This is a genomic window from Eisenbergiella massiliensis (assembly GCF_003435485.1).
This window is the reverse complement of the sequence record NZ_QVLV01000004.1, coordinates 169,753-184,473: the sequence shown is the minus strand read 5'-3', so window position 1 is coordinate 184,473 and position 14,721 is coordinate 169,753. Positions and strand designations below refer to the sequence as shown.

The following is a 14,721-nucleotide window of genomic DNA, read 5'->3' as shown; positions in this document are numbered from 1 at the left end:
TCACGGATACCAGGTTATCCCACGTCAAAAAATATCAATCTGGTGTAAATAATCGAATATGTAACCCATTGTCTCTTCCGGCATTTGGTTTACAACACCGTGACCGGCGCCTTTTACTCTGTAAAACTCAACATTCTCATACACCTCTGAGGCATATTCGGAATATATAATATCAACGGAATCATCCTGTTCCCCATGTATCAGCAGCACATTCTTCTTATAATTACCAATTTCCTTATATACATCATAATCCCAGATATCCTCAAAATACTTTTTCCCCACCATGAGGAAATGGTAATAATATTCATCCGGAATATCAGCAATAGTCTCAAATAAATCATGTGCTTCCTTAGGAATCAGAAATGCAGGACTCTCTAAGATTATGCCCGCAACATTTTCTTCACATCTGGCTGCCGTAATTGCCGTGACAATCCCACCCTGACTAAAACCTGCCAGAACAATTTTATTTTTATCTATGGCATTCCATTTTCTCGCTGAGTTTAACACAGCCTCCAAATCAGACACTTCTGTCATAACAGACATATCAATTACTTTTCCATCACTTTTACTTTCATCCGAGCCTCCGCAAAAATCAAAACAATATACCGCAATTCCCCTTGCTGCCAAGCTGGTTGCATAAAGTTCTCCCTTTGCATGAGTATCCGAAAGGCCATGGGAATAAATCAGCAGGGGAACCCGGCCTTTCCTTTCCGGCAAATAAAGGACCCCGTAAATACGTTTATTTCCGTTTGTACACCATACCTCTTTCATTTTATATGAATAGTGATCCTTTATTTCTTCTGTTTGTGTTTTCAGAATTTTTTCCGTTTCTGTTCCGGATTTAAATATTTCAGATCCGCAGCCCGAAAGAATACACATCAATAGTATGACGGTCATTATGCACCTGCTAATTTGATTCATTTTCTGATCCTCCAATATTGGATTCGACCATATAAACAGGGAATTATCCGAATCATCCACGCACTTACCAGAAATTTTCTCTGTAATCCTCTGCGCCATTTCCAATTTTTAAGAATATAATCTCTTGACGCATCCCACAGCGTATCCTTCCTAAAAATCCCGGCTTTAGAAAGAGCATTTACCGTTATAATGTGTTCTTTCATCATATGACGTTCACACTGTACCCTTAATTCAGGGTATCTCCTTCTGATATATGCACATAATCTCTCCCCTGCATCTATCAGATCGCAGGCGCTGTCTTTCCCAAAACTATTTACGACTGAGGCCTCCCTGAAAACATAGTAATACAGAGGTTCCGCCACAATTGAAATTCCTTTACACCGATCTGACAACTGGTATAAAGTAAACTTATCTTCATACTTTCTTCCAATTGGGAATTGTACTTCATCAAATAATTGTCGTTCAAAAAGTTTGTTCCACATAAAATTACCAATTTCTTCACCTGATAAAACCTGACTCCAAAAATCCACAAATCCTATTCTCCCGGACTTTGGATAACACATTTTTTTCTTTTTATTATCTCTGTCCAGATAATAGCCACAGCAAACAAGCTGAGACGCTTCTTCTGTCGCTTTTTTCCATAGCTTTTCAATAAATTTTTTGTCTACATAATCATCACTATCTACAAAAGACAGATATTTCCCCTGTGACTTTTGGATCCCCATATTTCGCGCATCTGATGATCCGCCGTTTTCTTTCCAGTAATAATGAAAAGAAGAAAATTCTTTGCAAAATGTCTCACAAATATAACGGCTTAAATCAGTTGAGCCATCATCTATCAGTATTACTTCCATTTTACTGAAGGTTTGACCAGCCAGAGATAATAAACATTTTCTGAGATATTTTCCACTGTTATAAATAGGTACAATAACGGACACTTCAACCATATATCATCCCTTCAATTTCTCTTGATTTTACCCATAGCTGTTTTGGATAGCTCCGATTCTTTTATATAGATCTGCCCAATTCTCTTCATTGTCGGAAGAGCCGTATTCAGCTTTTTGATATAGTTCTCAATCTGAGACTTCCGCTCCTCAAATTTTCTTTCATCAGGACAGGTATAAATCTCAGCTGTAATCTTATCATCACTCCCATATACTCTGCATTCCGATATAAATGGACATCCATACAGCTTGTCTTCCAATTCTTCCGGACTTACATTATCTCCGTTGGCCAGAATTATAATGTTCTTTTTTCTGCCGGTTATATATAGATATCCATCCTCATCCATTCTTCCCATATCTCCTGTATGAAGCCATCCGTTTTGACAAACCTTATTTGTTTCCACAGGATTTCTATAATATCCGAGCATCATTCCCTCACCACCAGCTAAGATCTCGCCTTCTTCGATCTTTACTTTTGCATATGGTTCCACCCTGCCCACGGAATTTTCCCGATAGGGACCTGCTCCGGATATCCCCCTTGTTACCTCTGTCAAGCCATAGTTGGCTTGCAAACGCATGCCCAACTGCCTGACCTTATCATACATTCCCGGAAATAGCGGTGCACCCAGATAATATATTTCCTTTACACCGGATAACTGTTCCTTCGATAAATTTCCCTTCTGTATTTGGGTAAATATATTTCTCAACATAGAAGGGACCAAAACAATTTTTGTAACTTTAATTCTTCGAAGATCTCTGAGCAAATATTTCGCACTGCTTATGACAATACGATTCCCAAATAACAATTCATCGTAACTGTTAAAAATTCCGCCCACATGATGCAAGGGAAGTGCGATTAAAACGGTTTTACTTCCTCTTTCATTTACATTAAGATAATAATGTCCATATATCATCATTCCTTTATTGCGTAACTGAACGATCTTGCTTTTTCCGCTGGTCCCGGATGAAAAATACATCATTATCACATCGTCTTCGCTTCTTTTTGTAAAGGAAACAGGTATCTCGCAAAATGCCTGCGACAATTCCAGAAATGGGATACGTTCCCCGCACGTTGTATACTCATGTAACATCCCATCATCACACAGGGCTATTTCCGTATCTGATAATTCAATAAAATCAATCAGTTCTTCTTCTCCAAGATTGTAGTTAAAAGCCACAACCGTGTTCCCTGAAGCGATAATTCCCATACACTGGACCAGCCACAGATAGCTATTCTCTGCTACAATGCCGATATGGTGGCCTCCACCGGCAAAAGAATGCTTCCAAAAGCTGCAGCTTCTCTCAATATCTGCGATAAATTGGGAACTCATTATCCTTTTGCTCCCCTCCAAAAGTATTTCTCTGTCCCCATAAAATTTTAACGTTGACACCAAATAATCTACCATTTCTCAGGATACCCCCAGTATCTTCTGAATCTCATTCACCATATCCTGCACCGTATCTACCCGCATTAATACTTTCTCCGGAATTCGAATGGAAAAGAGGATCTCCAAATCAGAAAGCATTGTATAGATTTGCAAAGATTCCAGTCCTAAATCATCCATCAGGGAAGCTTCCGGTTTCACCTCCTCCTCCACACCAATTTTCTGAATTAAGTGAATTACTTTTTCCTGTACTGTTTCCATCAGATTCTCCTTTCTGTCCTACATTTTTGCATATTTGTTAAATTTTTTCTTTTTTATCTTTTTTTGTAACATCTCCATCAGACAACAGACCACAATGATAAAAAACAATCGGATGAAGAAGATCAGTGAGGTAGATCCATATATCCCTAATCTCATAAATTGGCTGCATTCATCCCAGCGGAACAAAGCCTCTTCCACACAATGAACAGGAATAATCCACAGACTTCTTCTACCTATCCACATCAGCCATTCAATCAGCTTCCATTCCGGATTTACCAATTGTAAGTAAATATAAATAAATACAAAAGAACCGCAAATCCCTCCGATACACTCTAAAATCCCCAACCGGTATTCATTATTCAGGGAATCCAATTGTCCGAATAAATAGGTAAATAAGGCCAATAATGCGATTCCCGCCTTCCAATACCAGTTTATTTTCACAAACAAAATATTGCTTTTTTTCATTTCATATCCAACATACAACAACACGATTGCAATACTCGTCTGTACGGGATAGAAGGGAATATTGACAAATACATTCTTACCAAGGTGACCAGAGAAAAAATACCACAGGAAAAATAAGAAAGGTATCCCATATATAATTGCTTTTTGAACTTTTCTGCTATCCAACTTTCCAATCAAATCCAGCAGCAGGCTGGCGTTCATTAAAACCACAAAAAACCATAAAGCAGAAGGGAAAGGAATTTTATATCCGCTGAGATAAGTCTTGTTTGTTGCGCCGAAGAGCCCTCCGATCAAAAGCTGCCATACTTGTACATTCCATTTTTCTCCGATAAAAAGGTTATGTATTATGCATGCCACAGCCATAGTCAAAAGAGTAAAAAAATATATTTTCAAATAATTAAAGTAATGTCTTTTAATTTCCCCTTTACTTTTTTCAGGTCTCATCAGATAACCATTGATCATAAAAAAAGTAAACAGGACAATTCCCCTTCCTTTGGTGAGCACCCGAAATGGTATGGGATACACATCACCATAAGCGCAAAGAGTTGCGCCTTCCGCAATAGAATGAGTAAGGATTACCACTAAAACCATCAATCCCTTAAGCGCCGACCACATTCCAATTACATTTTTATTGATCCTCTCCCTCATCGAAAGCCCCTTCCTCCTTTATGTAACAACTCTTTCAGAAATATATCCTTTCTCAGTATCAATAACAGGCTATATACCCCTACGCCTGATACTCCCAGTATGAAAAGTGATATCAAATTTACTTCCAGAAAACATTCTGCCGCCCAAAGTACCAGACTCATTCCTAAGGTCGGAGGCAGATAGTTAAAAAAAGCTTCCTTAAGAGCCCCCTTTTCAAAGGTCGGCCGAATATAGTGCAGCATCATAATTTCGATACATATCTCAGAAAACACAGAAGCTGCTGCAACACCTTTTGCCTCAAACCGGGTGATGAATAAACCGTTGCATATCAAATTGATTACAGCCCCTGCCGTCACCGCAATCGTGTATTGTTTCTGTCGCTTCATGGCAATTAGCAGCGTTCCCGCAATCTGTCCGATCCCCTGTGTAACAAAGATAAAACTGAGGATACGCAGTAAAGGAATACATTCTCTGTATCCTCTGCCAAAAAAAACGGGGATCAAATATTTAGAAATCAGAATTGTTCCTGCGGTCATCGGTAAATTAAGCATAAAGCCAAAAGAAACCACTTTTCGGTAATATGAGTTCGCAAGTTCCACTTTATTTTCAGATAATAAGACAGTCATTCTCGGCATGAGTACAGAGGTCAGAGAAAATAAGAGCGATGATTCAAGATTTATAATCTTCTGTGTCTGTGCATAATATCCTACCTGCGTTGTATTGATCATTGCCCCTAACATTGTCTGATCCAATACTGTATAGATTTGAATACTCAACACAGGAACAAATAATTCAAGAGATCCCTTTAAATGCCGCAGTGGATGAAGTTCTTTTCTCCGTATTCTGCATAAATACTTTTTTATAAAGGGCCACATAGTCATATTCCCCAGCAATGCGGAGAAGCATAAAATGAAGGCATATATCCATAAATCATCCCTTGACTTTACAAGCGTCAAAATTAAAATCACGCTTATCAGCTTCACTGTAGAGTTTCGGATTACTGTAACCTTAAAATCTTCCATCCCCTGAAAAAACCAACTGATATCAAAGGCCCAGGATAATACTGTACACAACTGTATTATATACAAAACCCTATAAGTCCCTGCCAAAAATAAAAACACACAATAAGCAGCAAAAACAATTCCCACCATAAATAATCGCAAAAACAAAATTTCATAAAAAGTCCTGCTTCGCTCTTCCCTCGCTTTTTGATAACAAGCCACCTCTCTTTGTGCATACGTAACCGTCCCTAATGCTGCCACTATGCCAAAATAGGAGACCATTGCACTCGTATAGGCATAATCTCCCAGTTTTTCCGGTCCCAATACTCTTGTCACATAAGGAGTTGTAACCAACGGTACAAGGATAGCCAGCAACTGATAGGACAGATTATATGCATAATTTCTTTTCAGACTTTTTTCTTTATCCATAATGCTCACCCGGCGGATCACTCAATCTTCGGTTTTCCCTTTCCATCATGCTGTTTCTTTCTGTTTCTCTTTTTCGAAGCTGAAAAGAAAGAAGAATCACCGCAAAAGAATTGTTGATAAAACTCTGCATAGCCGTCATATCCGTTGTGTATGTAATTGCCATATAAACAATCAGGCCAAATGCGATAGCTTCTCCTGCCACCCCCATTCTCTTTTTTGCAGAGGAGATCTGCACATGACAACGCAAACAACACCAAATTAAAAAACCCGCCATCCCCAGCTCAATGTATTCTCTAAGATAATCATTGTGTGTATGGTATACCAAATCTGTTGTCTGTGAACTCCAGACATTCATCTGTGCTTCTACCCATCCCAAGCCATTCCCCAGGAAAGATGGCGAGAACTTATAATATGGCCGGTACATCCTGTAGATATCAGCCCTGGCACTGGTATTGATTCCTATTTGCTCCAAATAATCATACAAACCATAAAAAACAGCTCCTACATATGCCAATGCTGATACAAGGAATAATATCCCTGCCACTCTCAGTAAAAAACGGGATACATGAGGAAAACGCTTCAGCCCGTTCCAGATCAGGCCAACCACAATTGCAGCCAATACAGCCGCAACGGCAATTCTTTTTAACCCCAGTAAAAAACAGAGAATTGAGAGCATAAATAAAGGCCATCTTTTGGATATGTTTTTATTTTCTATACCAAAATATACTAAATAACAGCCCAATGCATAGGTAATGGCATGAAGTTCCATTTTCTTCATTAGTTCGCCGGTTTCACCGGCAAATGTAACCAAAAGCGTCCAAAATTCTCCAAGAAAGTTACCCGGTCCCCCACTCATTACAACAATAATTGCTGTAATGGAATTTGCAATAATCAAAGATGCCAAATACCACCAGACCGCATTCTCTCCGGTAATATAAACCAAAGCTGCCATCATGCAAATTCCTGATGCTAAATAAGCCGTTGTCATAATTCCTTTTCTGATTTCCACCAGGCCGGCCCCTCTGATTATCCATAACATAAGCGACCATACAAAAGGGAAAATGACTGGCAGTAACACAATACCAAGTTGTTTTACAACAATTTCCATACGGGCAAAATTCGGTGCAATTAAAAACGCGCAAAGAGCTGCCAGGACTATTATTACAGCAATCGGCAAATAAAAATAAAAATCAAATCCGCCAACCGAAAACATTTCATCTCCGCTGTAGTTATATACACATGCCAGTATACAGACAACAATGGCCAAAATATGATACCCTGCTTTTTTCTCCATTTTTACCTCAATCGGAAATTCCTGCCTCGTAACCTTCCCGCTGCTTCATCGCTGAGCTTATCAGATCTCTGATCTGATAAATCTCCTCTTTAGAAGAAACAGCAAAACCAACGGTATATTTAAACACGATTTTCTTTTCCTTCATATTTTCATTTAATAAAATATGTAAATTATTAATCAGGGACTTCAGTTCTTCGTAATTGCCGTTTTGAACAAATATCATAAATTGTCCGCTGCCATTGTATCCCAGAAAAACATTTTCCTTGAATAATGATCTAAGGCAGCTCGAAAGGTATGCTAAAATTTCATCGCCTCCCGTCCTTCCCAGTTGATGGTTAATATCATTCTGGTTTAACGTCTGAAGAATCAGACAGCTGAAATTTGCAGGCAATATTTTTTCTTTATATTTATTAATATATCTGTCACAGGCAACCCGGTTGGATATCTGAAACTGATGATCTGTAAAAGCAACATATTCAATCATATCACCAACTCTTCCAAGAATAATGGCCCCGAGGCATCCAAGTCCCAAGAACAAAACAGCCCCAATAGCTGTATATAACAGAATGTTTATCCCCTCAGTTATATGATTACTTGAGATTACCTTAATATATTCGGCACCCAGATATTCATTATATTCTGAGTCTGTTGCATTCGTAACAGAATACAAAGCATTCATTCGGTTTATGATATCCTTGATTTTTTCTTCTACGTATTTTATATCCTGCTGACTGCAGGGAACCGTTCCCTCCGTATAAATTTTCTCTGCGTTGTCTCCATCAATTGCTTCGGCATTTTCCGTGATATCCATATCCGAATCGGAAGCATTATCTGTTTCATCATCGCCTTCTTTCTCTGGCCTGGCTATCCTCTGTGCGATTTCCGTTTGATATCTGATTACCGCTTCTGTATTTCCGGTAAAACAATCAATTACATATTGACTGTATTCTTCATCTATTGCTGAATTATTATACACATCGGAAATATCAATCCAGTTTTGAAGAAGCTGCTCATACTCTGTTGTCTGATCATAAGCTACATATTCATCGTCTTCATTTTTATAATTCGGGCTTTCTACTTCCCCCAAAACATTATTTTTTTTGGTTGTATCTCCATCTGCACCAATGACCTGTGATTGCGCTGTATTATCAGACTTCCTCAGTTTTTCAACATAAGCCTCCAGAATTCCCTCTACTTCTCCGACGCGTGCCTGGTTTTGTTCCTGCAAAAGCTTGTTTGACTGTACCCGTTCTTTATACTTGCCTACTAAAGCGTCTGTATCTTTTGTTACGCGATGCTTAAGTATATATGAATACAGGGATGAGACTTCCGTATTTTGAAGTATAGAAAATTCATTTACCAGTTCATTGAAAGAATAACCGGTACCAGATGAATAAAACAAAGGAGAAGCTTTTGCCCGGCTGTCCAGACTATTTACTGTATCCTTTAATGCAGCGTCTATTAATTCTATCTGCTCAATATAGTCATAACTGCCTTGATTTACAGATGATGTGCTGTTCACTACAGAAGAGGTATTAATAAACTGTTTGGAGAATTGGGTAAAGTAGCCGTCCATTATCTCATCAAGTACCGCCCTGGCCATATCGGCGCCATTGCTGCTATCTGCCTTATAGGAAATGGCATACTTTGTAGACTGCAGATCAGAAGTCTCTCCTTCCTTGTTCTTTGCTTCATTCACCGCATCCACAGCTTCATCTGCGATTTGTTGAACTTTTATCTCTGCCCGTATACTGTCAATAGGATATTTCCCCTGATCTAATCCGAGATTATCCAAAGCCTGGCTGATTACACTCGATGAATATATACCTGTCGTATCCAGCTCAGTCCCATCCGGAGCAAGTCCATTTTCGGCATCCCCATAGACATAATCAATTATCGTGGTTGCTGTATAAGTCTGTAATGAGCGCAAAACCATATACATTCCCAGGGTTAAAAAAACAAACAATGCTATTATTAGAAAAGTATATTTTTTCAGATACTGAATTGGCCGAAATTTATTCATTTCTTTTTATCCTTTCTTTTGGACATATCATGGCCTAACTGCCTCATTGCTTCTTCAACATATGTAATGCAGAAAAACAGCAGTCCCAACGTCAATCCCAAGATATATTGGGTCTTTGGCGCTTCCACTGGTTCTGCGATAGACACGTATCCATTAGAAGAAGTATCAATATAGTCCTGCACTGTGCTTTTGGTAAGCTCAGCCAAATCCAATATTTGTTTTTTCAAAGATTCTATCATTTCTTCAGCTTTGAGATATGTATCACTGGTTGCCGTACTTTCCTGAAGACGTTCCAGCCAATATCTTTCTTTCAGCATCATTGACAGAGTATCTGCCGCATTGCTGCTGAAGGAATCTGCATCCGCTGAAAAATGATCTATCCCTATTTTGGTTTTGGACATATAAAAGGTGTTATCCGTATCATAAGTCGGTATATACACCACTGTTGCCATATCATTATCATATTTACTTATAGCATTAAGGCGTACATGATAAGCCGAAATATCCCGTTTATAATTGTTGGTATTATGAGTATACTCATATCTCAGACGGCTCATATACGCCTTCCTGTCAGTCGACAAACCATTGGAAAGAATATAAGAACTGAGGCTCTCCAAACCTGTATTGTTAATATCCCAGGCCTTGCTGTTAATCGAAAAAAAGCTCTCTCCCGTTTTTGCTGACAGAAAAGCGGGATCCTTCTCATAATAAGAATTAGAATAATTGCATATTATCTGTATTGCATTCGACAAATAGCTTTCCAGTTCAGGATAATCATAAGTTTTAATATCATCAAAAGGAATATCCAGAATGCTGTAATTAGCAGTGTATTTATTTATAAACCAATCTCTGTATGCATATGCTACCGAATGAACCACTTCTTTTCCTGAGAGATTGCCAACATTTTTATTATTCTTAAATTTCAGTATAAACTGGGTGGAAACAAGCTCATTCAAATCCTTATCGCTTCCAGCCGGTTCAATATCCAGAGCATTTTCCAGTTCCGCAACAGTAATTCCACTGAATCCACCATAGCTGATTGCATTTTCAAGCACTTCATCCGACAGAATATCGCTCATATTATACCTGCTGCCGTTAGGATTTAATCCGTTAGATGCTTCCTTATAAGTCAATGCTATATTTAACGAAGCACTCTGTTGATTACTTTCTGCAGCAACTATGGTAGAAAAGAAAAGGAAAAGAAGCGTAAATACTACGATCCATCCTTTTTTTACTACCCTTCCAGGCTTTAATGCATTCATTAACTCTATCCGCATATATTTCTTCCGTTTTTTCAAAAACAGAAAAAGTAATCGGATACACATAATGACAAAAATAAGAAAAACCATCATTTTCCCAGCCGTTAACAGATAATAATTCATATCATCACGCTCCCCATTTCGCAAAATATTTCTTTTTCATTGCAACATAATCCGTTTTCTAGTCAATATCAATTACAACAAGTTCTGGTGTATTATTGACTCTCGGAAGTAAATTGCTGTTGCCCAGGCCTCTGCTGATAACCACATTTCCCTGTGCATTCGGGATTAGCCCCGAATCATATCCAGTAAACCAATTCCAATAGCCTCCCCCTGATGTAAACATCCCTCCCAGGCCAGGCACACGTATAATCCCACCATGTTTGTGCCCACACAGCAGTAAATCATAGCGTAACTCCTCCTGGTAACAAATCCCGGCATACGGAATCAATGGCCTGTGAGCAATGATAATCTTTAAATTATCTGAATTTGTTGTCAGGAAATTTTCTATCATATGAGCCGAATATGGAAAATATCCGCCGCTTAAATTATCAACTCCAGCTATATCCACTTGTTGATCCCGGATTTTTAAACCTGCTGTATTATTATTTAGTATGACAACACCGGCTTCTTTCAATGCCTCAGGCAACCTGGCGTCTACCATAGAAATTTTATCATAATCCAGGGTCCCATCTTCTTCCGTACCTGATATAGCCGCCTGTTCATCCAGGAAATCAGCCAACATGTCTGTTCCATATACCATTTCATTCTCATGGTTACCGAAACTATAGTACACAGGTGCAATTTCAACCAGCTGCCGGCACAATGATACCGCCACTGAAATATCCTGTTCCCCCGCCAAAACCATATCTCCTGCGATCGCGATCACATCAGGTTTTAAATCCTTAATTCTCTTAACTAAATCCTTATTATCCTTTCCAAAAGTCCAGTTATGTAAATCGGCCAATTCAATTACCCTTATTTTATCCGCCACTTTTTCAGAAGATAGCTGGTAAAAGCTAACTTCAAACCGATATCTTCCTATTACGTATAAAACAGTATAAATAAGCAGAAATAATGCGAAAATAACTGCAATCCACTTTACTGACTTAATAAATTTTGGAGAGACTGTTATTTTACGCTTATTTCGTTTTTCTTTACTTTTCATACCATTCACCTCATATGCTGCCATCGTTATCTTCTCTCAGCTGCCAGTCTCTTCCATAAAAACAACAATTTTCAGTCCCGATATTTAAAAATTAATCTTATTATCTGCATGTCATCTATAAAATATCTTTTAAAGAGCCTTCCAGGTTCCTGCAAAAAACGATAAAACCATTCCAGACCGTATCTGCTCATCCAGGAAGGGCACCGTTTTATATTACCTGCTAAAAAATCAATTGCTGCCCCAGCACAGACAGAAACTGGAATCTGGTATTTTTCCTGGTTTTCGTATACATATTTTTCCTGCTTGGGGCATCCCAGGCACACCACCAAAATATCTGAGTTGCTCTCCCGAATAATCTGATTCATTTTCGCAATCTCATCTGGTTTTTTTTCAAATCCAAAGGGCGGGGCATAGGTCCCGGTTATTTCCAGCCCCTTATATTTATCGGCCAGCCGCATAGCCGCTTTCGCCGCAACTCCTTCCCGTCCACCCACAAAAAAAAGTCTCAAATGTTCTTTTGCCGCCTGTTCACATAAAAGTGGAAGGAAATCTGAACCGGATACCTTTTCTTTCAATGTTCTGCCTTTCAGTTTTGATATCCAGACTATCGGCATACCATCGGCTAAAACATATTCCGCCTCCTCTGAGATTTGTCGCAAATAATCGTCTTTCTCCATTTTCATGATGACGTCAACATTCACAAAAATAAGATTGGCACGCTCCCTTCGTTTTGCATGCTCTATCACTGCAGACAACAGTTCAGCTTTATCCATATTCGAAAACTTTGTATTCAATAAAGATGTTTTTCCTTGTAATATCTCATTTCCTTTCTGCATATTCCGCCTCTTTATCTTCTAAAAAATTCTTCTTCCAGCATCTGGCACCAACAATGATAAACTGGCTGCTGCAGTTCCTGAACTTCATAAGTCTGGGTCGCTGGTATCTTTACACAAAAATCCACTATTTCAGCTACTTTTCCTCCCGACTGCCCTGTGAAACCAATTGCTTTCATTCCCAATGCCCTGGCTGTGACAGCTGCAAACAGTATATTTTCAGAATTGCCCGAAGTCGTTATGCCAAGAAATAAATCTCCTTTTCTCCCATAAGCGTATACCTGTTGTGCAAAACACAGCCTGCCATCCACATCATTTGCAAATGCCGTATTTAATGCGGCATGGCTATCCAATGCAATTGCCGGCAAAGCGCCCTGTAACTTAGATGCAAGAATACTGCCTCGTTGAAAATCAGTTTCGAGCATCTTTTTTTTCTCTTCTTTTGACAATTCTCTTTTCAGCAAAAAGCTTTTCATCAGTTCAGCAACCATATGCTGTGCATCACAGGCACTCCCTCCATTTCCGGCAATTAATATTTTGTTACCCCGCTTATAACATTCTTCCATCAAGAGAAATGCTGTTAAAATTTGCCCGCTGATACAATCCAGAAGTGGATATCTTTTAACCAAACAACCGATTCGTCCCCCGTCATCTTTTTCCAACGATATATTTCCTCCTTGGGCAATCTTCTATTTTTCCTCAACCTTCCCATCACATAAGAAATGAGCAAACGCTTTTAAGTCTCTGAAATTTTTTTCCCCTCCCTCGCATCCACATATACCGGCAGTATGGCACCCTGCTTTTCTCCCCGCCGCCATATCATTATTTCCATCCCCAACCATCCAGGAATTTTTTAACTCAATATGATAATCCGCAGCGGCTTTTTGAAGCATTCCCGGTTCAGGCTTCCGACATTTACATTGTATCTTGTATTCAGGCCGTTCCCCTTCAAATCCGCTCTCCGGATGATGCGGGCAAAAATATATCGCATCCAGGTAAGCTCCTGCCCGGCCTAACAGAGTTTCCATTTTATTATGGATTAGTTCCAACTCTAACAGGCTTACTTCACCTCTCGCTATCACAGGCTGGTTGGTTACTACAATTACCAAAAATCCTTTTTGATGCAGCTTTATAATCGCTTCTGCTACTCCGTCCAGTAACTCGAACTGGTCTGGATTTGTTAAAAAACCAACATATTTATTTATTGTCCCATCCCGATCAAGAAAAACAGCCCTCTGCCAATGTGTCAGACTCTTCCTGGCAACAAGTCCTGAATTAATATCTGCTTCCACCTCACTACGTCTTTCCGGCGTTCCCATATCTTTAACATATTCAGGCGAATCATAGGCAAACAAGCACCTGTCTTTTACCATTGGCTTTAAAATATCTCTGTCAAAATCCAATTTCAGAGGATGGTTCAGCATCCCCTTACGCTGTAAATAATGAAACAGCTCTGCCGATATCATATGTAACCCTGCATTAACCCGATTCCGATACCAGCCTCTCTCACCCTCCGGGCTGTTCCACTCAATAACGCAGTTCTGTTCGTCTGTTACAACAATACTGCTATCCCACGGGTGCTGATTAGGATGCGTATATATAGTAACCAATCCTCCGTTTCTGTGATGCGCTTCCTGAAATCGTAATAAATTGATATCAAAGACAATATCTCCATTAATTAGCAAAAAATCTTCATCTATTAAATCTTTCAAAAAGAACAGGCTTCCCGCCGTGCCCAACGGTTCATCTTCAATTACATATCGGATATTAACATTCTCTTTTCCGTTTTCTCCGCAACAATAGCTTCCACCGGTCCCAAAATAATTCTCTATTATTTTGTGTAAATATCCGGTTACAAGAATAATTTCCGTCACTCCCTGCTTCTGCAGCATTTCAATCTGACGTACCAGAACTGGTTTTCCCCCTACCTGCAGCATTGGTTTTGGGACCTCTGCATTCACAGAAGCTATTCTTGTTCCTTTTCCACCTGCCATAATAACCACTATCATTTTTACTCCTCTCTGCACGCTTGGGCACTCATGTAACTAAAGTCACATACAATTCAGGGAGGTTGAAGGTCTTTTTCTTTC

General features: G+C 39.2%; 13 protein-coding genes. All 13 read right to left on the bottom strand.

The genetic code is table 11. The annotated features are described in order from the left end of the window. Positions 1-24: 24 nt before the first annotated feature. A complete protein-coding gene (locus tag DXC51_RS07815) occupies positions 25-717 on the bottom strand; it encodes an alpha/beta hydrolase family protein (RefSeq protein ID WP_181970054.1) in 693 nt (230 codons plus the stop codon). A gap of 200 nt (positions 718-917) precedes the next feature. Continuing rightward, positions 918-1,868, bottom strand: coding sequence for a glycosyltransferase family 2 protein (locus DXC51_RS07810; RefSeq protein WP_021634709.1), 951 nt, complete (start codon positions 1,866-1,868; stop codon positions 918-920). 11 nt (positions 1,869-1,879) lie between these two features. Beyond that, positions 1,880-3,271, bottom strand: coding sequence for a class I adenylate-forming enzyme family protein (locus DXC51_RS07805; protein ID WP_021634710.1), 1,392 nt, complete (start codon positions 3,269-3,271; stop codon positions 1,880-1,882). Positions 3,272-3,274: 3 nt separating this feature from the next. Beyond that, a complete protein-coding gene (locus DXC51_RS07800) occupies positions 3,275-3,511 on the bottom strand; it encodes a phosphopantetheine-binding protein (protein ID WP_021634711.1) in 237 nt (78 codons plus the stop codon). Between the two features lie 18 nt (positions 3,512-3,529). After that, on the bottom strand, positions 3,530-4,591 hold the full coding sequence (locus DXC51_RS07795) for an acyltransferase family protein (RefSeq protein ID WP_278336972.1): 1,062 nt from the start codon (positions 4,589-4,591) through the stop codon (positions 3,530-3,532). A 29-nt stretch (positions 4,592-4,620) separates the two neighbouring features. Then, a complete protein-coding gene (locus DXC51_RS07790) occupies positions 4,621-6,054 on the bottom strand; it encodes a flippase (RefSeq protein ID WP_021634713.1) in 1,434 nt (477 codons plus the stop codon). Further along, the gene (locus DXC51_RS07785; RefSeq protein ID WP_021634714.1) at positions 6,047-7,348 is read right to left on the bottom strand and encodes an O-antigen ligase family protein; all 1,302 of its coding nucleotides are present in this window, start codon (positions 7,346-7,348) and stop codon (positions 6,047-6,049) included. Before DXC51_RS07785 ends, DXC51_RS07790 begins: the two co-directional genes overlap by 8 nt. A gap of 7 nt (positions 7,349-7,355) precedes the next feature. After that, complete coding sequence (locus tag DXC51_RS07780) at positions 7,356-9,371, bottom strand: GGDEF domain-containing protein (protein WP_021634715.1); 2,016 nt, start codon at positions 9,369-9,371, stop codon at positions 7,356-7,358. Beyond that, complete coding sequence (locus DXC51_RS07775) at positions 9,368-10,753, bottom strand: preprotein translocase subunit YajC (RefSeq protein ID WP_021634716.1); 1,386 nt, start codon at positions 10,751-10,753, stop codon at positions 9,368-9,370. The genes DXC51_RS07780 and DXC51_RS07775 overlap by 4 nt, the downstream gene beginning before the upstream one ends. 58 nt (positions 10,754-10,811) lie before the next feature. Beyond that, positions 10,812-11,822 (bottom strand): metallophosphoesterase, encoded by a 1,011-nt coding sequence (locus DXC51_RS07770; RefSeq protein WP_021634717.1) that lies wholly within the window; start codon positions 11,820-11,822, stop codon positions 10,812-10,814. 47 nt (positions 11,823-11,869) lie between these two features. Then, positions 11,870-12,634 carry a WecB/TagA/CpsF family glycosyltransferase gene (locus DXC51_RS07765; RefSeq protein WP_021634718.1) on the bottom strand — a complete coding sequence of 255 codons (765 nt, stop codon included), beginning with the start codon at positions 12,632-12,634 and terminating at the stop codon, positions 11,870-11,872. An 11-nt stretch (positions 12,635-12,645) separates the two neighbouring features. Beyond that, a complete protein-coding gene (locus tag DXC51_RS07760; RefSeq protein ID WP_035321098.1) occupies positions 12,646-13,293 on the bottom strand; it encodes a D-sedoheptulose-7-phosphate isomerase in 648 nt (215 codons plus the stop codon). 27 nt (positions 13,294-13,320) lie between these two features. Continuing rightward, positions 13,321-14,625, bottom strand: a complete 1,305-nt coding sequence (locus tag DXC51_RS07755) for an HAD-IIIA family hydrolase (RefSeq protein WP_243003160.1) — start codon at positions 14,623-14,625, stop codon at positions 13,321-13,323. Positions 14,626-14,721: the final 96 nt, after the last annotated feature.